This is a genomic window from Sorangium sp. So ce119, from assembly GCF_051524405.1.
Lineage (GTDB): Bacteria > Myxococcota_A > Polyangia > Polyangiales > Polyangiaceae > Sorangium > Sorangium cellulosum_G.
In genome coordinates this window covers 194537-215121 of sequence record NZ_CP150310.1, presented here as the reverse complement: position 1 = coordinate 215121, position 20585 = coordinate 194537, and the positions used below count along the sequence as shown (strand labels likewise).

At 72.0% G+C, this 20585-nt stretch carries 11 protein-coding genes and 4 pseudogenes; 8 read left to right on the top strand and 7 right to left on the bottom strand.

The features are described 5' to 3' along the window. The first annotated feature begins 10 nt into the window (after positions 1-10). Together WME76_RS00870 and WME76_RS00865 are read left to right on the top strand one after the other, a co-directional pair. Entirely contained in the window at positions 11-835 is an 825-nt protein-coding gene (locus WME76_RS00870) for a hypothetical protein (protein WP_437958327.1), read from the top strand. Between the two features lie 195 nt (positions 836-1030). Then, the gene (locus WME76_RS00865) at positions 1031-1429 is read left to right on the top strand and encodes a VanZ family protein (RefSeq protein ID WP_437958326.1); all 399 of its coding nucleotides are present in this window, start codon (positions 1031-1033) and stop codon (positions 1427-1429) included. Positions 1430-1441: 12 nt separating this feature from the next. Here WME76_RS00865 and WME76_RS00860 read toward each other — a convergent pair. After that, positions 1442-1840 (bottom strand): annotated as a pseudogene (locus tag WME76_RS00860) (GNAT family N-acetyltransferase); the annotation flags it as partial. Positions 1841-1984: 144 nt separating this feature from the next. Further along, positions 1985-3856: pseudogene (locus WME76_RS00855) on the bottom strand (hybrid sensor histidine kinase/response regulator); the annotation flags it as partial. A 411-nt stretch (positions 3857-4267) separates the two neighbouring features. On the opposite strand from WME76_RS00855, the gene WME76_RS00850 reads away from it, so the two are divergent. Continuing rightward, a complete protein-coding gene (locus WME76_RS00850) occupies positions 4268-5692 on the top strand; it encodes a M20 family metallopeptidase (RefSeq protein WP_437958325.1) in 1425 nt (474 codons plus the stop codon). A 24-nt stretch (positions 5693-5716) separates the two neighbouring features. Here the strand turns inward: WME76_RS00850 and WME76_RS00845 are convergent, their stop codons facing one another. Continuing rightward, the gene (locus tag WME76_RS00845; RefSeq protein ID WP_437958324.1) at positions 5717-8380 is read right to left on the bottom strand and encodes an ATP-binding protein; all 2664 of its coding nucleotides are present in this window, start codon (positions 8378-8380) and stop codon (positions 5717-5719) included. Between the two features lie 39 nt (positions 8381-8419). On the opposite strand from WME76_RS00845, the gene WME76_RS00840 reads away from it, so the two are divergent. Beyond that, positions 8420-8728 carry a hypothetical protein gene (locus WME76_RS00840; protein ID WP_437958323.1) on the top strand — a complete coding sequence of 103 codons (309 nt, stop codon included), beginning with the start codon at positions 8420-8422 and terminating at the stop codon, positions 8726-8728. A gap of 66 nt (positions 8729-8794) precedes the next feature. Here WME76_RS00840 and WME76_RS00835 read toward each other — a convergent pair whose 3' ends face one another. From WME76_RS00835 to WME76_RS00825, 3 genes are all read right to left on the bottom strand, one after another. Continuing rightward, on the bottom strand, positions 8795-9535 hold the full coding sequence (locus WME76_RS00835; protein WP_437958322.1) for a hypothetical protein: 741 nt from the start codon (positions 9533-9535) through the stop codon (positions 8795-8797). Continuing rightward, positions 9525-10616: an AAA family ATPase gene (locus WME76_RS00830; protein ID WP_437958321.1), complete on the bottom strand. Its 1092-nt coding sequence runs from the start codon at positions 10614-10616 to the stop codon at positions 9525-9527. The genes WME76_RS00835 and WME76_RS00830 overlap by 11 nt, the downstream gene beginning before the upstream one ends. A gap of 192 nt (positions 10617-10808) precedes the next feature. Further along, complete coding sequence (locus tag WME76_RS00825) at positions 10809-12728, bottom strand: vanadium-dependent haloperoxidase (protein ID WP_437958320.1); 1920 nt, start codon at positions 12726-12728, stop codon at positions 10809-10811. Positions 12729-12994: 266 nt separating this feature from the next. Here WME76_RS00825 and WME76_RS00820 point away from each other — a divergent pair. From WME76_RS00820 to WME76_RS00810, 3 genes and pseudogenes are all read left to right on the top strand, one after another. After that, a pseudogene (locus WME76_RS00820) lies at positions 12995-13204 on the top strand (GNAT family N-acetyltransferase); the annotation flags it as partial. Between the two features lie 488 nt (positions 13205-13692). Next, entirely contained in the window at positions 13693-15330 is a 1638-nt protein-coding gene (locus tag WME76_RS00815) for a DUF1592 domain-containing protein (RefSeq protein WP_437958319.1), read from the top strand. A 44-nt stretch (positions 15331-15374) separates the two neighbouring features. After that, on the top strand, positions 15375-16757 hold the full coding sequence (locus WME76_RS00810) for a DUF1552 domain-containing protein (protein WP_437958318.1): 1383 nt from the start codon (positions 15375-15377) through the stop codon (positions 16755-16757). 118 nt (positions 16758-16875) lie between these two features. Here the strand turns inward: WME76_RS00810 and WME76_RS00805 are convergent, their stop codons facing one another. After that, positions 16876-18873 (bottom strand): hypothetical protein, encoded by a 1998-nt coding sequence (locus tag WME76_RS00805; protein WP_437958317.1) that lies wholly within the window; start codon positions 18871-18873, stop codon positions 16876-16878. On the opposite strand from WME76_RS00805, the pseudogene WME76_RS00800 reads away from it, so the two are divergent. Then, positions 18872-19480 (top strand): annotated as a pseudogene (locus WME76_RS00800) (Kelch repeat-containing protein); the annotation flags it as partial. The gene WME76_RS00805 and the pseudogene WME76_RS00800 overlap by 2 nt on opposite strands. Between the last annotated feature and the right edge of the window lie 1105 nt (positions 19481-20585).

Below are 20585 nucleotides of genomic sequence, written 5' to 3'. Positions count from 1 at the left end.
GAGAATGAACATGTTGAATCGCCTCTCCTCGCGCGCCTCGCTCCCGCGGCGCGCCGCGAACCTCTTCCTTCTCGCTTCGCTTGCGGCGACCTCGCCGGTCGTGAGCGGCTGCTCGGCGGATCTACAGCTCGGCGACGAGTCCGGCGAGGGCGGGGGTCCCGACGTCTCGACGGGCGGCGACGATAGCGGTGGTCCCGACTCCTCGACGGGCGGCGGCGGGCCGGAGAGCTCCGGCTCCGGCGCGGGCGGCGGTCCCGACTCCTCGACGGGCGGCGGCGGGCCGGAGAGCTCCGGCTCCGGCGCGGGCGGTGGTCCCGACTCCTCGACGGGCGGCGGCGGGCCGGAGAGCTCCGGCTCCGGCGCGGGCGGCGGTCCCGACTCCTCGACGGGCGGCGGCACCCCGGGCGAGCTGGCGGACCCGGGATTCGCGCTCTTCAACGAGCAGATCACGACCGTCACGCCCCTCGAGAAGCAGGCCTGGCTCGATGCCGGGGAGTCGCTCGATCCGCAGACGCTCATCCTGGTCCTCATCGAAGCAGGAGCGCCGACCTGCAGCGATCCCGTCTTCGACCACGGCGGCTCGCAGAACGAGATCCAGACGCTGATCGGGCTGCCGCCGTCGCTGCAGCGGGTAGGAAGATACGACCTCTCGTCGACCGACGTGATCGCCTACAGGTACACGTGGCTCACCGACGGGATGGGCAATGGCGGCGGCGGCGGGCGGCCGATCACCGAGGGCGCCATCGAGGTCGTGAGCATCGATGACGCGGTCATCACCGTGCGCCTGTCGGGCTCGGATTCGGACGGTGACCACGTGGCCCAGCGTTGCCCCTGATCCGCGCAGCCCCTGCCCGGCGCTCCCGGGACGCGCCTGCCCGGGGGGCCCGGCCCCCCGGCGGCGCTGTTGCCCTGCCGAGAACCGCTCCTCTCCCGGTGACCCGGTGTCGCGCGCGGACATCGAGCCGGGAATTGCCTTCTCCTGTCGACCGGGCCGAGGTAGATCCCCCTGCTCGAGGAGCAGCAGGCCCAGGTGATCTCGATCCTTTCATGGCCGACGTGGGCGCGCCGGGCGCCGGCGGCGCTCTTCACGATCGCGCTCTTCTACTTCGGCTGCGCGAACATCGGCCTGCCGAGGACGCCGGAGGTGCCGCTCGACAAGATCACCCATTTCGGGGCCTTCCTGGGGCTCGAATGGCTGTTCGAGCTCGCGCTCGTCGGGACGGCGGCCGCGGCGCGGCGCCGGGCGGCGGTCGCGATGAGCGCCGGCGCCGGCGGGCTGCTCGAGCTGGCGCAGGCCGCGCTGCCCTACCGCTCGGCGGAATGGCTGGATCTGCTCGCCGACGCCCTGGGCGCGCTGGCGGGCGCGGGGCTCCTGACGCTGCTCGCCCGCTCGCCGCGCGCCGCCGACGCCTCGCGGCAGCCGCCGTGAAAGAGGCGGAGGTCAGAGCAGCTTTTCCAGACAGACGCTCAGGGGAGAGTCGACGTACTCGCCGAACGGAGGGATCCGGCGGAAGCCCGCCCGCGTGTACAGCGCCAGCGCCTCCGGCTGGCGCTCGCCTGTCTCGAGCACCAGGCGGGTGACGCCGAGGCGGCGCGCCTCTGCCTCCAGCGCGGCCAGCACGGCGCGGGCGACGCCGCGCCCTCGCGCCTCGGGCGGGACGTACATCCGCTTGATCTCGGCCGTCCGTGCGTCGAGCCGGCGGAGGGCGCCGCACCCGAGAGGCCGCCCATCCCCGTCGCGCGCCACGAGGAACGCCCCGCGGTCCTCCGCGACCTCGTCTTCCTCCAGCGCGAAGTGGTTGGCGCCCTCCTCCGGATAACGACTCGAGAGCTCCGCGTTCAGCGCCTCGATCAGCGCCTGGGCGGCGGGAGAGGCGATGCTCGCCCGCCGGATCTCGACGCTCGCGGCCGGCTCGCGGTCGTCCACGGCTCCTCCTTCGCGGCGCTGCGCCCGGGCGCGAGCGGCGATGCTGGTCACGTGCCGCCTCAGCACCTCCACGCTGATGGGCTTGACCAGGTGCTCGTCGAACCCGGCCTCCTGCGTCGAGCGCCGATCTGCCTCCTGGCCGTAGCCGGTCATCGCGAACAGCGATAGCCCGGCGAGGCCTGGAATGCCCCGCAGCGCGCGCGCGACCTCATGGCCTGTCATGCCGGGCATACCGATGTCGAGCAGCACGAGATCCGGCTTCAGCTGCGTCGCGAGATCGAGCGCTGAGGGACCGTCGAACACGGCATGCGCCTCGTGGCCCATGCGCTGCAGCAGCATGGCCATGCTCTCGGCGGAGTCCTGGTTGTCGTCGACGACGAGGACGCGCAGCCTGTCCGCGGTCCGCTCCGGGATCCGCCCCGCGGGCGCGCCCCGCGTGGCGTGCGCGACAGGGCGCGCCGCCCGCGGGAGCTGCACGACGAACTCGCTGCCGCGACCGGGGCCCTCGCTGAGCGCGCGGACCGTCCCGCCGTGCAGCTCGACGATCCGGCGCACGATCGTCAAGCCGATGCCCAGCCCGCCGTCCGCGCGGTCGAGGCTGCGATCCCCCTGCGTGAACAGATCGAACACCTGCGGCAGCAGCCGGGGCGAGATGCCGACGCCGCTGTCGCGGACGCGGAGCGTCGCGCGCGCGTCGTCCGCCTCGAGCGCGACCTGGATCGAGCCGCGCACCGGCGTGAACTTCGTCGCGTTGTGCAGCAGGTTGGTGACCACCTGCGTGAGCCGCGCCAGGTCCCCCTCGACGGAGAGCGGCCCTTCGGGCAGCCGCACCTCCAGGACCTGCTCGCGCGCGCCGATCCAGCCCCGGGACGCCTCGACCGCGCGCTTCACGATGTCGGCGAGGTCGACGCTCTTGCGCTCCAGGGCGATCTTGCCTCGCGTGACGCGGCTCACGTCGAGCAGATCGTCGACGAGCCGCACGAGCAGGCCGACCTGCCGCTCCATCACGCCGACCGCCCAGGCGATCTCGGGGCAGGCCTTGCTCTCGCGCTCGAGGATGATGGTCGCGTTGGATATCGACGCCAGCGGATTGCGCAGCTCGTGCGCCAGCATCGCCACGAACTCCTCCATCTGACGCGCGTTGGATTCGATCTGCTCGAAGCGCTTGCGCTCGGTCAGATCGCGCGTGATCTTCGAGAAACCGCGCAGCTCGCCCCGGGGGCCGTGAATGGCCGTGACGACGACGCTCGCCCAGAACGTCGAGCCGTCCTTGCGCACGCGCCAGCCTTCGTCCTCGAAGCGGCCGTCGCGCCGCGCGGCCGCGAGCACCGCCTCTGGCCACCTGCGCTCGAGCGCGTCGGCCGGATAGAAGCGCGAGAAGTGCGAACCGATCACCTCTTCCGCGGTATATCCCTTGATCTGCTGCGCGCCGGCGTTCCACGTGGCCACGCGGCCCTCGGGGTCGAGCATGAAGATGGCGTAGTCCTTCACGCCCTCGACCAGCATGCGGAAGCGCTCCTCGCTCTGCCGCAGCGACTCCTCCTGGCGCTTGCGCTCGGTCAGGTCGCGCGTGATCTTGGAGAAGCCGCGCAGCTCGCCCTCCGGGTCGCGGAGCGCCGTGATGATGACGTTCGCCCAGAACATCGAGCCGTCCTTGCGCACGCGCCAGCCTTCGTCCTCGAAGCGGCCCAGGCGCCGCGCCTCGGCGAGCTCTGTCTGTGGCCACCTGCGCGCGAGCGCCTCGGCCGGATAGAAGCGCGAGAAGTGCGTGCCGATCACCTCTTCCGCAGAATATCCCTTGATCTGCTGCGCGCCGGCGTTCCACGTGATCACGCGGCCCTCGGTGTCGAGCATGAAGATGGCGTAATCCTTCACGCCGTCGATCAGCATGCGGAAATGTACGTCGGCCCCTAGCTCGGTTGGACCCATGCCACGGAGCTTACCGCAGAACGCGCGTCGATCCCGGCGCGGCCGTGGGTCATCGCGGGCGGTACGGCACGGGCCTCGCGCTCGCTTCCTTTCAGCACCAACGAGCGCCCCGTCGAGCGCATGAGGCCGCCACGGGGGCGCGACGGCGCGGTCGACGAGACGCGCAGCGCGCTCGCCGTCGCGGGGGAGGCGGCCCCGCCAGGAGGAAGGCGATGAGCGCCGCGGTCCCTGGTCTGATCTTCCAGCCTTGCCGGCCTCGACGGCAGCTCCGACCATCGCCCCGGTCGCGCGCCGCGCCTCCGGCCGCGCGGATCCGGTGTCAAACCTGTCCTTCGGGGGTATGCCCGCGGGGCCAGCGCTGTAGAGTCCGGCCCCGGAGATCACCGCCGTGCTCAACACCTGGAGAGGATCATGCTGACGAAGCTCAACGAGAACGAGGCCGTCGCGTCCTGCGAGCGCTGCTGGGAGAAGGAGATCGTCCCCGCGCTGCACGAGTACATCCGCATCCCCAACAAGTCGCCCGCCTTCGACCCTGCCTGGCGCGAGAACGGCCACATGGATAAGGCAGCGGCGCTCATCGAGGCCTGGTGCAAGGAGCAGCCGATCCCCGGGCTCAAGGTCGAGGTGGTGCGCATCGGGAGCCGAACGCCGGTCCTCCTGATGGAGGTGCCGGGCAGGACCGACGACACGGTGCTTCTCTACGGGCACCTCGACAAGCAGCCCGAGATGGTGGGCTGGCGCCAGGGGCTCGGCCCGTGGGAGCCGGTGCGCGAGGGCGACCGGCTCTACGGCCGCGGCGGCGCCGACGACGGCTACTCGGCGTTCGCGTCGCTCGCCGCCCTGCGCCTGCTGCACGAGCAAGGGGTCCCGCACGCGCGCTGCGTGGTGCTCATCGAGGGCTGCGAGGAGAGCGGCAGCCCGGACCTGCCGGCCTACATCGACGCGCTCGAGGGCCGCATCGGCAAGCCGAGCCTCGTCGTGTGCCTCGACTCCGGCTGCGGCAACTACGACCAGCTCTGGACCACGACGTCGCTGCGCGGGCTGCTCCAGGGCACGCTCGAGGTGAGCATCCTGCGCGAGGGCGTGCACTCGGGCGTGGGCAGCGGCGTGGTGCCGTCGAGCTTCCGGATCCTGCGGCAGCTCCTGTCGCGCATCGAGGACGAGCGCACGGGGCGCGTCCTCGTGGACGCGCTGCACGTGGACATCCCGAAGGAGCGCGTGGCGCAGGCGCGGGCGGCCGCCGAGGTGCTCGGGAACACGGTCGTGAGCGAGCTGCCGTGGGTGCAGGGCGCGCGCCCGGTGACGGGCGAGGTGGCCGAGCTCCTGCTGAACCGGACCTGGCGGCCCGCGCTCTCGGTGACCGGCGCCGAGGGCCTCCCGCCCATCGCCAGCGCGGGCAACGTGCTGCGGCCGTTCACGAGGGCGAAGCTGTCGATGCGCATCCCGCCGCGCGTCGACCCGAAGGCCGCGGCGGCGGCCCTGAAGGAGGCGCTGGAGAAGGACCCGCCGTACGGCGCGGAGGTCCGCTTCCACGTGAGCGAGCCGTCGCCCGGGTGGGACGCGCCCCCGACGGCGCCTTGGCTGCAGGAGGCGGCGAACAAGGCGTCGCAGGCGTTCTTCGGCCGGCCGGCGATGGGGATCGGCGAGGGCGGGACGATCCCGTTCATGGCGATGCTGGGGCAGAAGTTCCCGGAGGCGCAGTTCCTCATCACCGGCGTGCTCGGGCCGCAGTCGAACGCGCACGGGCCGAACGAGTTCCTGCACCTCGGCATGGGGAAGAAGCTGACCTGCTGCGTGGCGAGCGTGATCGCGGACCACGCCGCGCGGGCGCGCTGAGCGGGGCCGCGCGCGGCGGCGCGCTCAGCGGGCGGGGGCTGCCCCGTCGAGGGGCGCCGCGGCCGGGCCCGCCCCGTCGAGCGCCGCCGACGACGCTGCCGCGAACGTGAGGACGACCCGGGCCCCGCGCTCGCGCCCGTCCTCGATCCGGATGGATCCGCCGAAGGTCTTCATCCGGTTCGCCGAGAAATGCAGGCCGATGCCGCTCGCGCCCTCCCGGGTCGAGAACCCGTACTGGAACACCTGCACCCGCGCGGCCTCGGGGACGCCGGGCCCGTTGTCCTCCACGGCGCAGCACACCCCTGCCCCGTCCTGCCAGGTCGAGATCGCGATCCAGGGCTCGCGCGGGCCGTCGTCGACCGCGGCCCGGGCGTTGTCGAGCAGGTTGTAGAGGATCGTCAGCAGGTCGTGGCGGTTCGCCACGATGTCGTCGACCGGCCGCAGATCGAGCCGGACGGCGACGCGCGCGCTCGCGAGCGCCGCGCCGTGCACGCGCAGCGACTCCTGGATGACCTCGTTCACGGAGAGCCGCTCCGTGCGGTACGCGTTCCTGTACGCGTACCTCTCCTGCGCGCGGAGGGCGTCGCGGAGGACGTCGAGCTGCGCGCGCATGCGCTCGAGGTCGTCCGCCGTCTCCTGCTGCTCCTGCTCCACGGCGACGAGCGCCAGCTCGACGTACCGGCGCAGGCTCTCGCCGCGCGACGCGTCGGCCGGATCGACGGCGCCCGCGTCGCCCCCCGCGAGCTCGGCGAGCGCCCGCTTCAGGCGCGGGAGCCGCGACCGCGCGATCCGATCGCGCGCCAGATCGACCGCGATCCCGGCGCTGTTCAGCGTGTTGCCCGCGCTGTGGAGGACGTCCATCGCGACCTGGGCCATCCCCGAGTGGCGCGCGATCTCGGCCTGCTCCGCGCCGAGCTGCCGGTAGGACTCGTGGAGCCGCACCATCGATCGCACCCGCGCCAGGAGCTCCCTCGGGGAGAACGGCTTCACCAGGTACTCGTCGGCGCCCCCGTCGAGGCCCGACGCGACCGCCTCGTCGTCGGCGCGGGCGGTGACGAGGACGATCGGGATGTGGCGCAGCACGGGGTGGGCCTTCAGCCAGGCGGTGAGCTCGACGCCCGACATCTGCGGCATCATCACGTCCGACACGACGACGTGAGGCGGGGACCGCTCGATCAGCCGCTGCGCCTCGAGGCCGTTCGTCGCCTCCATCAGGCGGTAGCCCGGGGACAGCAGCGAGCGCATGAACTGCCGCATGTCGGGGTTGTCATCGACGAGGAGCAGCAGCGGCCTGTCCGCGCGCGCGGCCGGCGGCGCGGGGCCCGGCGGCCCGGGCGGGCGGCTCGACAGCGCCCCGGCGCCCCGGCCGCCGGCGTCGGGCTCGGGCTGCTGGGCCGCGAGGCCGTCGGGCGACGCCTCCGAGGGCGGCAGCGAGCTGAGCCAGCGCCGCGTCTGCGCCGTGCTGGGCGCGCTGGTCAAGTCCGGGCCGGCGTGGCGCTCCGCGGGGTCTCCCGCGCTCGCCGCGTGCTCCCGCGCGGCGCCCGGGGCCGACCGCGGCAGGCGCACGCGGACGGCCGTGCCCTCTCCGAGCTCGCTCTCGATCGAGACCGAGCCGCGCAGGAGCTCCGCGAACTGCTTGACCAGCGAGAGCCCGAGCCCCGTGCCCTCGTACCGCCGCTTCACCGAGCCGTCGACCTGGGTGAACTTCGAGAACAGCTTGCCGAGGTCGTCCCCGGAGATGCCGATGCCCTCGTCGCGCACGCACAGCTCGAACGAGGCGTCGTCGAGCGCGCGCAGCGCGACCTCGATGCGCCCCCCCGGGTGGGAGAACTTCAGCGCATTGCTGATGAGGTTGAGCAGGATACGCTCGTACTTGTAGCGATCCAGCGAGACGACGCCGAGCGCGTCGCCGGTCATGGCGAGGGTGCGGCCCCGGGCCGTCGCGCTCGGCCGGATGTCGTCGAGCATCTGCGAAGTGAACCGGTTAACCTCGACGGGCTCCCAGTCGACCTCCATCCGCGCCGCCTCGGCCTTGGAGAAGTGGAGGAGGTCGCTCACGACGTTGAGGAGGCGCGCCGTGTTGCGGCGGATGAGCTCGAGCTCGTCGCGCACGTCGCGCGGCAGGGCGCCGTGCTGCGCCTCGAGGAGGCGCTCGAGGGGCGACAGGATGAGGGTGAGGGGCGTGCGCAGCTCGTGGCTCACCGTGGCGAGGAAGTCGCTCTTGGCGCGGTTGGCGCGCTCCGCCTCGTCCTTGGCGCGCTCGAGGGCGAGCTCGGTGAGCTTGCGGTCGGTGATGTCGGTCCAGGCGCCGAGGATGCCGAACACCTCGCCGTCCTCGTCCTTGAGCGGCACCTTGCACGTGAGCAGGTACCGTTGGCTGCCGTCGGCCTGGCGCTGCGTCTCCTCGATGTTCAGCAGCGGCACGCCCGAGGCCATGACGGCCTTGTCGACGCGGATGTAGTGCTCCGCCTCCTCCGCCGTCCAGGGCAGGTCGTGGTCGGTGAGGCCGATGATGTCATCCGGGCGGCTCAGCCCCGCGCCGCGGGCGTTCAGCTCGTTCGTGCCGATGTAGACGCAATCGCGGTCCTTCCACCAGATGCTGTAAGGGAAGGTCGAGACGATGTAGCGTAAGAGCTGCTCTTTCTGGGACTCTCTCAGGTTCGGCGGAGTGCGCTTTCGCGTTTTCAAGTCCGACATAAGCAAGCCACGACGCGAGCGAATCCTGACGTGACGGCCAGCACGACGTTCCTGGCCAGCGACCCCAGCACGCCCCCCGTGCAGTCCGGCGCCGCGGAGGGCCGCGGGCGGACCTGGGATCCATTGGCATGGTACTGCACCGGGCGGCTCGCGCGCAACCTGCCGAGGCCGCGGCGCCGCGCGCGCGGTGAGGTAGGGCGCGCGCGCGGCGGGGCCGGTGTCGCGGAGCATCCAGCGCCTGCTCAAGGTCGTCCCCGAGGTGAACCGACGCTGGGCGTGCCCGAGGACGAGTACCTCGAGCTCGGATCGTTCAGCCGGGACAACCCGAGCTGCCCGTGAGCGGACGGAACCCGTGATGGCGTGCGTCTGACGCGCGGCGAGGCGCACCAGGTAGCGGGCCGTGCCTCAGGCCTCGGTGCCCAGCAGCGGGACGATCTCCGTCTCGACCGCTTCGAGGAAGGCGGCGAGGCCACAGCGCTCGCCTCGCTTACGGAGCTGCTCGATGCTCGTCTCGAGGCAATCCGATTTTCGGTCCGGATCGTCCGCCGTGAGGCCGGCGAGCACGTTCTTCGTGTCGGCGTCTGTGCCGGCCACCGTCGCCTTGAGGCGCTCCGGCTGTTCCATGGGCGAGAACTTCAGCCGCTTCTGCTGCGCTTCGGCGCGCTCCTGCTCGGCCCTGGTGGCCGGCTCGAAGCCGGCGATATACCATGCCTCTATCTCCGGATCGGGATAAGCGAGGACGATCCGAAACCCCCAATCGCCGCTGTTCACTGCCTGGCGGGCTCCGGCCAGGCGCCTCTTCCCGTCCGTGTCACGGGCGATGAAGCCCACGTCGATGCGCTCGCCGTGGAGTTGCGCGCGCTTCCAGAGGAGTAGCTGGGCCCGGATCATCCCGACCTCGGGCTGTTCACCGAAGTTCCCGCGGATCGGCAGCCCCAGCCTGCGCGCATCGACGAACGCGCGCTTCAGCTCCCAGTACCTGTCCATCGGGGTCGGCGCGCGCCAGCGGCGGATCTCATCCCGGGTCTCGGGCATGAACCACCCGATCCTCGCCTCCAGCACGCGATCGGTCAGCCGCGTCACGGCCGCGTGGTGCCCGGTGTCCTCGGCCGCGAGCGCGAACCACAGCGTCGGCTCAGGCGGCATGGGCGGGGGCGTCGAGCCAGTCCTCTCCAACGTAGCTCCAGAACTCCCCCGCCTTCAGCGTCCCCTTCCACTCCGCCCACTCGGGATGGTCGGTCAGCTTCCGAGCCTGCGTGAACCCCTTCGCGTCCGTGCGGAGCACGCGGACGTCCTCCGCGTCGAAGAGGTCCAGCACGTAGGGCGAGTGCGTCGTGCAGACGAACTGGAGCTCCGGGTGCCGATCGAGCATCGACTTGACGCACAGGACGAGCTGCTTCTGCGCCGTCGGATGGAGCGCGCGGTCGAAGTCGTCGAGCAGGACGAGCCGCGGAACGGGCGGTTGATGAAGCACGGTGAGCAGGCCGATCGTCAGCAGCGTGCCTTCGCTCAAGAGGTCGGACGCGATCCGGGCGCCCGAGTCCATCTCCAGCGCGAACAGGCGCCCGAGATCGTTCCCTTGCTCGGCCCGGCTCAGGTGAAACCTCCGCGCGCGGGGGACCACCTTGCGAAGATCTGCCTCGATGGCGTCGAGCGCCGGCGACCGCTGCTCGGCGAGCCACGCGAGCACGGCGGCGGTCCCCGCGCCGTCGTGTTCGACGCGCGGTCGCGCGGCGTCCTTCGCGAAGTCTGCCACCTTGCTCGCGTCGAGCCGCAGGCGGACCACATGGCCGAACCCGCGGCGGTCGAGCTGACGGAAGAACGTATCCGCGTTCCTGTAGTCCGCGGGCAACACGATGCGCGCCGCCTTCCCCACGGCGCCAAACTCGACGAGGAAGCGGGCCTCTGCATCGTCGGATCCCGGCTTGGCGTCGACGGCGAGCGCGGTGACCCCTCCTGCGCTTCCCTCGATTCGCACCGACCCTTCCTGGCCCCACGTGCGGAGGCGCGCGGGGCTGAACGCACGAGAGAACACGACACCTGCTCGGCTCGTCGACGGGTCCGGCTTGTCGGCGGTGGGAGCGCCGAGCTGGCAGAGCAGGTGAAGCCCATCGAGCACGCTGCTCTTCCCGGACGCGTTCGCGCCCACGAGGAGCGTCATCCGGCCGAGCTCGATCGTAACGTCGGCGAGGCACTTGAAGGACTGGAAGCGCACGGCGTCGAACATCGCGAACGAGCCTACCACGTCCTCGACAAGGAGGAGGCGGGCCGCCCATCACGCCCCTGTTCAACGCCGTCCCCGAGGTGGACCGGATGCCGGGGCTGCCCCCGCAGGGGTGCCTCGATCTGACATCGTTCGATCGGGACGATCGGCGTCCTTCTGAGCCTCCCCCGGTGCTCGACACCGGGGGAGGTCGATTCACACCGTGACGCGCGTGCCGTCGAACCGGGTGAACGTGAATCCCTCGAACGGCTCGCGGAAGGTCCGGCGCTCGTCCCGGAGCAGGCTGATGGCGACCTCCTCGCCGAGCGCCAGCGACGCCGCGGCGTCGGTGCGCCAGTGGATGCCCGCCCAGTTGCGTCCGAACGCGTAGTTGGTCGCCAGCTTGTTCAGCTCACCGCCGACGGTGAGGGGCGGACCGCTGTAGGGGATCAGCCGGGTGGGATCGGCCGGATCGGGGACGAACGGGTCCTCGATCACGTGGTCCTCGTCGAAGAACGCCTTGAGGAGCGTCGTGTTGACGCCCGCGATGGCGGCCGCCCCGCCCGGATAGGACCCGTGGAGCGGAGCGCCCTCGGGGAAGGCCTGCGGCAGCAGGTAGCTGCCGAACACGTCGAACGTCAGCTCGACCGCCCGTGAGCTCAGGATGTCGCGGTGCAGCGGGTACTCCCGCGCATCGTTCGCGAGGCGGTGGTGGACCAGCCCGCCGTACGCCTCGGGGCGGATGCTGCGGTGCACGAACCACTTCTGCCAGTACGCCGCGCGGATCGCGCGCGACGTTCCGAAGGGGAGCAGGCTTTGCAGGTACGCGAGCGCGAAGGTCGCCGCCGCGGAGGCCTGCGTCTCCGACGTGAGGTAGGGGTTCGTGGGGCTCAGCGGGGCCGCGATGCCCCCCGGAACGCCCGCGTTCGCGCTGCGCGCCGCGCCGAGGAGCAGCGCCGCGCCCCAGAAGAGGGCCCCGCCGCCGTGCACGTACTCCGCCAGATCGCGGCCTGTCGAGATGTAGCGGCGGACCGGGTCGTACGCGATGGTCCGGGTCGGCGCGAGCCCGTTCTGCACGGCGAGCCACTCGTCGTACTCGGTCTGGAAATCGTTGCCCGGCAGCGCGGTGCGGATCGCGCCGCTGAGGAGCTGCGGGCCATACGGGATGTCGCGCAGGAGGAACTGCGAGATGTAAGGGCCGTCGAGCACGCCGGGAGGGACCACGTGTCTGGCCGTCTTGCCCGAGCGGTCCCGGGTGTCGGCGTAGGTGACGCTGCCGCGGAACAGCGTCTCCAGCGTCACGCGGCCGCCGGCGCGCGGGCCCGTGTAGCCCGAGAGGCGGTCGATGTCGTCGATCGCGTCCGCGACATCGCTGCTGTCCGCGTAGCTCTCGAACGGGATGTCCCGCAGCAGCGCCTTCCAGTAGACCTCGACCGCCTCGGCGGCCTTCTGGGCGCTCGCCAGCGCGGGCGCCGGGGGGACGCCGATCTGGGGCGGGGTGGTGCCGATCAGGCTGACGGCGAGCGTGCCGATCGGATTGACCAGCTTGCGCGTCCCGCCGAGCGGGATGGCCTCGAAATCGTCCCATTCGCGCGAGGCGTGGGCCCGCGAGGCGATGCGGTACGCGGCGAGGTCGACCTCGCCGCGGCCGTCGTGCGGCAGGCCGCGCGTGTCGGTCCCGATCTTGTTCCGATAGCGCTCCTCGTCGCCGTTGTCCGGGTGCGGCGCGATGGGCGCCTCGAAGTTGTCGACCGCCGCCTCCACGCGGACGCGCAGGGCGCGCAGGCGGAGCTCGTGGTCGAGCGGCGAGGCGCGCGGGTCGCGGCGCAGCGACTCGAGGCCGCTGAGCAGATCCTCGGCGCTCGGGCCCCGCGCCGCGCTCGCGACGCCGGGGCTGCCGGCGACGAGGCCTCCCGCCGCGAGCGAGCCCGCCACGCCCAGAAAGGCGCGCCGACCTGTCGCCTTGTCGGCCCCCGGTCGCTTCGAGGCAGCCTCGGGGCTCGCGGGCTCCTGGGCGTCAGGCGTCGATGCAGCGCTCCGGCGATCGATGTCGTGAGAATCGATGGTCATGGCGTAGAACTCCGTGGTTGCGTGGACCTTCGCGTCCGCCCGGCCGCGGCGTTCGCGGTCGAGCACCGATGAAAGCTCGGCCCATGAGCTCAGGCGGCGGCGTCCCGTCCCGGGAGCGGACGGCGATGACGACGCGCTTCCGGCGGCGCGCGCTACGGGCGGTGACGGGTCCGAGAGAACGACAGAACGATTGAAGACGAGCACACCGGGCATTCCCGGGCGCATCCGTTTTACAGGATGAACGTCTACTATAACGGATGATCACACGCAAGGACTTTGTTTTACGGCCCACGAGCGGCGCTTCTGTCGTCCGCGGCCCGGTGGTATCGGGCGACGTCGTGACCCACCGCGAGCACCGGCGGAGGGGGTTCGGGGCGCGCGTCGTGCGCCATGCGCTGGCGGAGGCCTGGGAGGCGGGGTGTTACAAGGCCATGCTGCTGACGGGCTCGCAGCGGCCCGAGGTGCACCGCTTCTACGAGGCGTGCGGCTTCCGCGCGGGCGACAAGACCGGCTTCGTGGCGCGCCCCGGAGCGGCCGGCTAGCTCCGCCCGCCAGCAGTCCGGCCCCGGCGGGCCGAGCTTCTGGACGGCGGTCATCCTCGTCGTCGCGCGTGCGCCCGAGCGCCTCGGGGCCTCGAGTGTGCTGCCTCTGTATTTCTATCACGGCTTGATACTAAACTACATTTACTAATCAACCCTTATTAACTAAACCGGTTCATTTAACGCTTCCTGGCAATTTATTGGAGCATTTGTGCCGCTCCTGGATTTATATCGATATTATGTCGCTCACATTTCGTTGATCAGCTGAACCGGTTCATTTAGATTCCTGTTTGCAACGACCGCGCGGCGAACCGCAGCCATCCCGACGTCGCTTCCGCCCAGACGTCGTGATGGACAGCGTGGCCTTGCGCTTGGCGTCAATGTCTTGTGCCGCACAAGGAGTCGACATGAACTTGGGAGTGAGCCGACCGAGACAGAAACCCTGGGCCGGCATCGCGAGCCTGTGGGTTGCAATGCTGCTTCCTGGGTGTATGGGACAGCTTGGTGGCGGGGACGGCGGCGGCGGCCAGGAGTCCGACGTCCCGCCGCTCTCGAACGACCCGTCCGTGATCGCCGCCGCCTGTGAAGCGGATAACGGTGCTCTTCACGTGGGCCTGACCAGGCTCCGCCGCCTCACGCGCGAACAGCTGAACAACGCCCTTCGCGATCTGCTCGGCGTCGTGGGGCGCCCCGCCGACGCGCTCGCGCCGGACGAGCGCATGGGGCCGTTTCACAGCAACGCCATCGCGCCGATCACGGATCTCCTCGTCCAGCAGGCCGCGGAGCTCGCGGCGCGGGTGGCCTCGGAGGCCGAGGGGCGCATGGAACAGATCGCGCCGTGCAGCCTCGCGGACGACGATGGGACCTCGTGCGCGACCGAGCTCGTCGAGCGGCTCGGGCAGCGCGCCTACCGCCGCCCGCTGGAAGCGGACGAGATCCAGGGGCTCGTCTCGGTGTACGAGCTCGGCCGGCGATCGGGCGGGGCGTTACGCGGCTTTCGCCTGGTGATCGAGGGACTGCTGCAGTCGCCGTCGTTCCTGTACCACGCCGATGTCGGCGAGTCCGGCGTCCCCTCCGCGACCCCCGAGCCGGTGGATGGCCACGGCCTCGCCTCGCGGCTCTCGTTCTTCCTGTGGAACTCGATCCCCGACGACGAGCTGGTCGATCTCGCCGCCGACAGCAGCCTGCTCGAGCGCGACGTGCTCGAAGGGCAGGTCGACCGCATGCTGCAGGACCCGAGGGCGGGCGCCACGATCGCGCTGTTCCACCGCCAGTGGCTCGGGCTCTCGGAGCTGCCCAACGCGCAGAAGGACCACGAGCTGTTCCCGGCGTTCGACGAGGAGATGGCGAACGCCATGCTGAACGAGAGCGCCCGCTTCACGGATCACGTCGTGCGGCGGGGCGATGGCCTGCTCCGCACCCTGCTCAGCGCGGACTACACGTTCCCGGAGGGCCCCCTGTTCGACGTTTACGATATCGAGCCGCCGGACGGGTTCACGCCGGGAGACCAGGTGTCGCTCGATCCGGGCCGCCGCGCCGGGATCCTGACGCAGGCGGCGTTCCTCGCGCGCTGGTCTCACCACAACCAGACCTCCCCCATCCACCGCGGTATCGTCGTCCGTGAGAATCTCATGTGCCAGCCGCTCAGTCCCCCGCCGGCGAACGTCAACAACGTCCCCCCGCCGGTGGACGACGTGACCTCCACGCGCGAGCGCTTCGCCCAGCACGTGGCCGACCCCGGCTGCGCGGGCTGCCACCAGTTCATCGATCCGCTCGGCCTCGGCTTCGAGCATTACGACGCCATCGGCAAGTACCGCGCCACCGACGGCCTCGGCGAGGTGAACGCGGCGGGCGAGATCACGAGCGCACGCGAGGACCTCGCCGGTCCGTACTACGGCGGCGTGGAGCTCGCGAAGAAGCTCGCCGGGAGCTCGGAGGTGGCCGACTGCGTCGCGAACCAGTGGTTTCGCTTCGCCCTGGGCCGGATCGAGAGCACGGACGACGCTTGCTCGATCCAGACCATCCACGAGGAGTTCAACGCGTCGGGTGGGAACATTCGGACCCTGTTGTCTCAGGTGGCGCTGAGCGACGCCTTCCGCCACGTGCGGCTCACCGCCAGCGAGGAGTGACCGTGATGAACCGTCGAACGCAATTCGGAGCTTCACGCCGCCGCATGCTGCAGGCCCTCGGCCTCGGCGCAGGGGCGGCGGCGATGGGATCGCTGCTTCCGCTGATGAACGCCTCCGGGCAGGAGAACGTGCGCCCCAAGCGCCTCCTGATCATCTTCGAGCCCGACGGCGCGCCGGCGCGGGACTGGAACAACGTGATCGACTGGAGGCCGCAGGGGTCGGAGCGCAGCTTCTCGCTGCACGCCATTCACGCGCCGCTCGAACCCTGGAAGTCGAGGCTGGTGATCCCGTGGGGGCTCAAGATGACGGCCGGCGGGGCCGGCGAGGCCCACGCCTTCGGCATGGCGGGGCTCTGGACGGCATCGACGCTGAACGGCCCGTCCTCCGGCGCGAACTTCGACGGAGGCAACGGAAACCGCACGGGCTGGGGGAGCGGCGCGTCCATCGACCAGATCATCGCCGGCGCCCACGGCAGCGGCATGCCGTACGAGCGCGCTCCGGACGACCCCGTGCAGGAGACGCCGTACCGCACCGTCGAGCTCGGTGTCCAGTGCCAGAGTCCGAACAGCCTGAACCGCATGATCTACGCCGGTGAGAACTCTCCGATTCACCCCGAGACGAACCCCAGGGCCGCGTTCAATCGGCTGTTCGCCGGGGTGACGTCGACGGGCGAGGCGCCCGCGAGCGATGAGGGGGCGGAGCGGGAGCGGACGGAGCACAAGGCGCTCGTCGACCTGCTCAAGAACGACCTCACCAGGATCCGCAGGCGGGTGGGCAAGGAGGACTACCACAAGCTCGACGCGCACCTCGAGGGACTCCTGGCCATGGAGCGCAGGCTGAACCAGACGGCGGAGCCCGCCGACCCGGCGCTGAGCTGCACGGTCCCGGAGGAGCCGGCGGAGACCCGCGGCCGCGGCGCGGAGTATCCGGCGGAGGTCAGGAGCATGATGGACATCGCGGTGGCCGCGTTCTCCTGCGACATCACGCGCGTCATGAGCCTCCAGCTCAGCTACGCCTTCAGCCATATCCTGCACTCGTGGCTCGGACACACCAGCGATCACCACACCATGTCCCATGACGGGCAGGATCGACGCCGGGAGCTCCAGGAGATCGACGCCTGGTACTCGGAGCAGATCGCGTACCTGCTCGGGAGGCTCGACGCCGTGAGCGAGGGCGACGGCACGCTGCTCGACAACACGCTCGTCGTGGTGGGCAGGGAGCTCGGCAGCACGGCGCACCGCATGGAGCGTGTCCCTTTCGTGATGGCGGGCGGCGCGCGCGGAGCCCTGAAGACCGGGCGCTACCTCGATCACGACGGGGAGGACCACGCCAAGCTCCTGGTCTCGATCGCCCATCTCATGGGCCTCGAGACCAACAGCATCGGGAACCGCAAGCGCGATTCCGGCCCGCTCTCCGGCCTCCTGTGATCCGCCGGACGCGCGCCCGCACAGGTCCTCTGCTGTCGGCAGCATCGCTGCTGTCGGCAGCGGCGCTCGCCCTGGTCTTCCTGTCTCGCCGGTCGCGCTCGTGACCTGACGTGGCCGGTCACGGCACCGCGTGGCCGTCGACCCGGAGCTGGAACAGGAAATAGGGCGGGAGGCAGGCGCCCTCGCCCGAGCTCGTCCTGGCGCACACGTAGTCCTCGCGACAGGGATCCTCCGTCGAGCAGCGGCGCAGGCCGGCGGGCGCCACGTGGCGGCTCAGGCACTCGGTGAACAGCGTCCCGCGGGCGAGGCAGCGGTTGAACGGGTCGAGCACGGCGATGGCGCCGCAGACGCCCTCCTCCGGGAGCGCGCCGCAGCTCCCCGTGCACATGCCGCCCGGGAACCCGACAGGGCTCGTGTTGCACACCGCGGCCGGCGGACACGCGCGCGCCTGCACCGCGGCCGCCGCCGCGCGGTCGCGGTGCGGATCGGCGTGCGGGACGACGGCGCCGACCTGGCAGGGATCGCCGATCTCCGGCGCCGCCGGCAAGCAGACGCCGACCGTGGTCCGGTCCTCGCGCGGCGCGTCGTACGCGGAGCACACGAGCCCTTCGGCGCAGGTCCAGCCCGCGAAGCTCGGGTCGCCGAGCCCGCAGCGCGCGCCGTACCCGCCCCGCGCGCCGTCCTCCCGCTCGGGATACGGCACCTCGTCGTCCGGCGCGGCGCCGCGCGCGATCGCCTCGACCACCGCCCGCCGGCGCGGGAGATCGCCCGCGAGGTGCGCGGACTCGACGGTGTGGAGCGCGTCGTGGGCCCGGGCAGGGTCCTCCTCGCCGAGCAGGTGGAAGCCGGCCACGGATCCGCTCTGGTGGCACCCGGGGCAGGTCATCTGATCGAGCCGCCTTATCAGCCCCTCCGGTGAGCGGACGCGCGAGAGCCCGCCGAAGTCGACGCCGCCGAAGTCGCGGGGCTCGAACAGGACGCGGAAAGGCCGGTTGACCCGGCGCGCGAGCCCGTGCGGCGTGGCCGACAGCGCCTTGGTGGCGAGGAACTCGTCGGGCAGGAGCGCGGTCCCGCGGTCGAGGCGCGCGAGGTTCTCGGGGGCTGACAGCCAGGCGCGCAGCCGCTCGCGCTGCCTCGGGTCGCGCGAGAGGCGGGCGACGTCGGGGGTGTTCTCGAGGGCGAGCGGCGCGTAACGCCCGGCGCGGCCGTCCCAGCGGAAGGCGCGGAGCACGTACTCGGCGTGGCCGCCGAGGTCCGGGCGGACGGTGGACGGCCAGCGGACGCTCTGCAGGTTCACCACGAGCCGCGAGAGGTTCGCGCGGTCGACGGCGGGGCGGGCGAGCGGGCCCTCGGGCGAGGTGAGAAAGCGGGCGAGATCCGGCCCGGAGAGCGCGCCGGCGCGCGACCAGGCCTCGGCGAGCGGGCGGCACGAGCGCGCGTCGTCTGCGGGCGCGGGCGCGAGCAGCTCGAACGCCGCGGTCATCGGCAGGCGCGAGCGTGCGCCGGCCGGGGACTTCGCGGCGTAGGCGAGCCGGTAGACGAGGCGCGTCTCGCCGCAGCCGGAGGCGTGGAACGGGCGCCTGTCCATGCGGTTCGTGACGCCGATGAGCTCGAAGCGCGCGCTCTCGGCGGAGAGCCACCGCTCGTCGAAGAGGCGGTGGGCGTGGCGGGCGACGCTGGTCCCGCTCCTCGGGTCGGCGCGCTGGACCTGCCGCAGGTCCTCCGAGAGCACGCGGGACACCGAGGCGAGCTCCGGGGTGCGCGACAGCGCGGCGAGGGAGGCGGGCGCGCGCGGCGCCCCGGTGAGCACCGAGCCGAAGTCGAGCCCCGCGGCCTCGAGCGCGGCGAGCGCCGCGCGGTCCGTGATCCGCAGCAGGGGCCGCCCCGGCGGCGCGGGCTCGTGCGGCGCCGCGCCGGCCACGGGCGCCCCCGCGGCGGCGCTGGAGGCGGCGGATGGGTGGGACGGGCCGGAGGGCCGCTGCACGGCGTCCCCTGCCCTGGCGACGTCCTGGCGCGGCGCGGAGGGGCGCTCGGAGGGCCACCGCGAGCACCCGGCGAGGCCGGCGCCGGCGAGCGCGGCGAGGACGAGGGCGAGGCGGAGCCGGCGGGGAGGCATGATGTCGACGCTACACCGGGCCGCGCGGGCGCGCGCAGCGTCTTCGCCCCGCGCTGCGAGCGGGCCGGCTTGCGCGGACGCGGGCGGCCCGCAGCGGTCCTCGCCGGGGGTCCGCCGCAAGGCGGCTGGAGGTGAATGTCCACCCGATCGCCGGCAACACAGCGCGGCGGAGGCAACGAGGATGAAACGTACGATGGGGAGGCTCGGGACCGCCGTCTTCTGCGGGCTCATGATGCTGCGCGCGGGCGCCGCCTGGGCGGCGAGCGCGCCGTCCTGGGAGAGCTTGCCGCCGATGATCACCCCGCGCGGCGAGCACACGGCCACGGTGCTCCAGGACGGCCGGGTGCTCGTCGCGGGCGGGTACCCGGAGCTGGACGCGTTTCCGTACACGGACGCCGGGGCATGGAGCCTCCAGCAGGTCGAGATCTACGACCCGGCGACAAGGACCTGGTCGCCCGCGGCGCCGCTCGGTCAACGCCGCGCCGGACACGCGGCGATCCTCCTGCCGAACGGCCATGTCCTCGTGGCAGGCGGCAGGCAGATCAACCGGCAGACGCCCGGGTCAGAGCTGTCCTCCGTGGAAATTTACAACCCGGCGAGCAACACCTGGACGGCTGCGGGGCGGCTGAACCTGCCCATCCCCGATCCCTCGATGATGCTCATGGCTGGCAAGCCGGTGGTGGTCGGCCTGGCCTGGAGCGAGCGCGCGTGGCTCGACGTGTTCCACGCGGCCGTCTACGACCCGGAGGCGGGCAACTGGACGGAATTGCCTACCTGCGACAACACGCCCAGGGTCATGCCCGTGGGCGCGACGCTGCTCCACGACGGCCGTGTGATGGCGGTCGGGAGCGGCTGTAGCCTCTATGACCCGGAGACCCGGCTCTGGACCTGGGAGCACGGGGCCGTGCTGCCGACGAACGAGTACGTGCACCCTGAAGCGGTGACGCTCCCGGGCGGCGGTGTGCTGGTCGTGGGAGGCACAACCAAAGCTCCGGACCCGGAGCTTCACGCCTTCGCGCAGGTCTACCTCCCTGAACACGGGCGCTGGGAGCCGACGTCGGGGCCGTACACTCCGGCCCCGACGCCGTGCCGACCGCCGGGCGGCGGGGGCATCATGGGAATGGGAACATCGCTGCTTCCGAGCGGCAGGGTGCTGCTGACCGGAGGCGTACAGCCCTGCACGGGAAAGGAATCGGGGAGCCGGATCATCCCCTTCCACGCGACCATGGCCCTCTTCGACGAGGCGCCCCTCGCCTGGTCGCCCCTCGCGCTGGAGCCGCCGGTCACCATGGCGCGCGCGCACCACTCCGCGACGCTGCTCAGGGACGGCAGCGTGCTGATCGCCGGCGGGTTCGTCGACGTCGCGGCGGCGACGGCGTCCGCCGTGCTGTTCCACGAGCGCTCGCAGCTCGGCGAGGGGTGCGCGACGGACAGCGACTGCGGCAGCGGCTCCTGCGCGGATTCGGTCTGCTGCGACGCGGCCTGCGCCGGCCCTTGCGATGCGTGCGCGGCCGCCTCGGGGGCGTCGCAGGACGGCGTCTGCACGCCGCTCACGGGCGTCGCGTGCGACGACGCGGCCGCGTGCATCGCCGGCGGCGTTTGCGAGGCGGGCGCGTGCGTCGGCGGCGAGGCGGCGCCGGACGGCACGCCGTGCAGCGATGGCGACGTGTGCTCGACGGCGAGCGCCTGCGAGGCGGGGGCCTGCGTGGGTT

What these genes read in the sequence shown, in the direction of transcription:
- WME76_RS00810 (WP_437958318.1), top strand. Translation starts at nt 15,375, where the DNA reads ATGCTGCAGGCCCTCGGCCTCGGCGCAGGGGCGGCGGCGATGGGATCG.
- WME76_RS00835 (WP_437958322.1), bottom strand. Translation starts at nt 9,535, where the DNA reads ATGCCGCCTGAGCCGACGCTGTGGTTCGCGCTCGCGGCCGAGGACACC.
- WME76_RS00850 (WP_437958325.1), top strand. Translation starts at nt 4,268, where the DNA reads ATGCTGACGAAGCTCAACGAGAACGAGGCCGTCGCGTCCTGCGAGCGC.
- WME76_RS00830 (WP_437958321.1), bottom strand. Translation starts at nt 10,616, where the DNA reads ATGTTCGACGCCGTGCGCTTCCAGTCCTTCAAGTGCCTCGCCGACGTT.
- WME76_RS00870 (WP_437958327.1), top strand. Translation starts at nt 11, where the DNA reads ATGTTGAATCGCCTCTCCTCGCGCGCCTCGCTCCCGCGGCGCGCCGCG.
- WME76_RS00815 (WP_437958319.1), top strand. Translation starts at nt 13,693, where the DNA reads ATGGGACAGCTTGGTGGCGGGGACGGCGGCGGCGGCCAGGAGTCCGAC.
- WME76_RS00805 (WP_437958317.1), bottom strand. Translation starts at nt 18,873, where the DNA reads ATGCCTCCCCGCCGGCTCCGCCTCGCCCTCGTCCTCGCCGCGCTCGCC.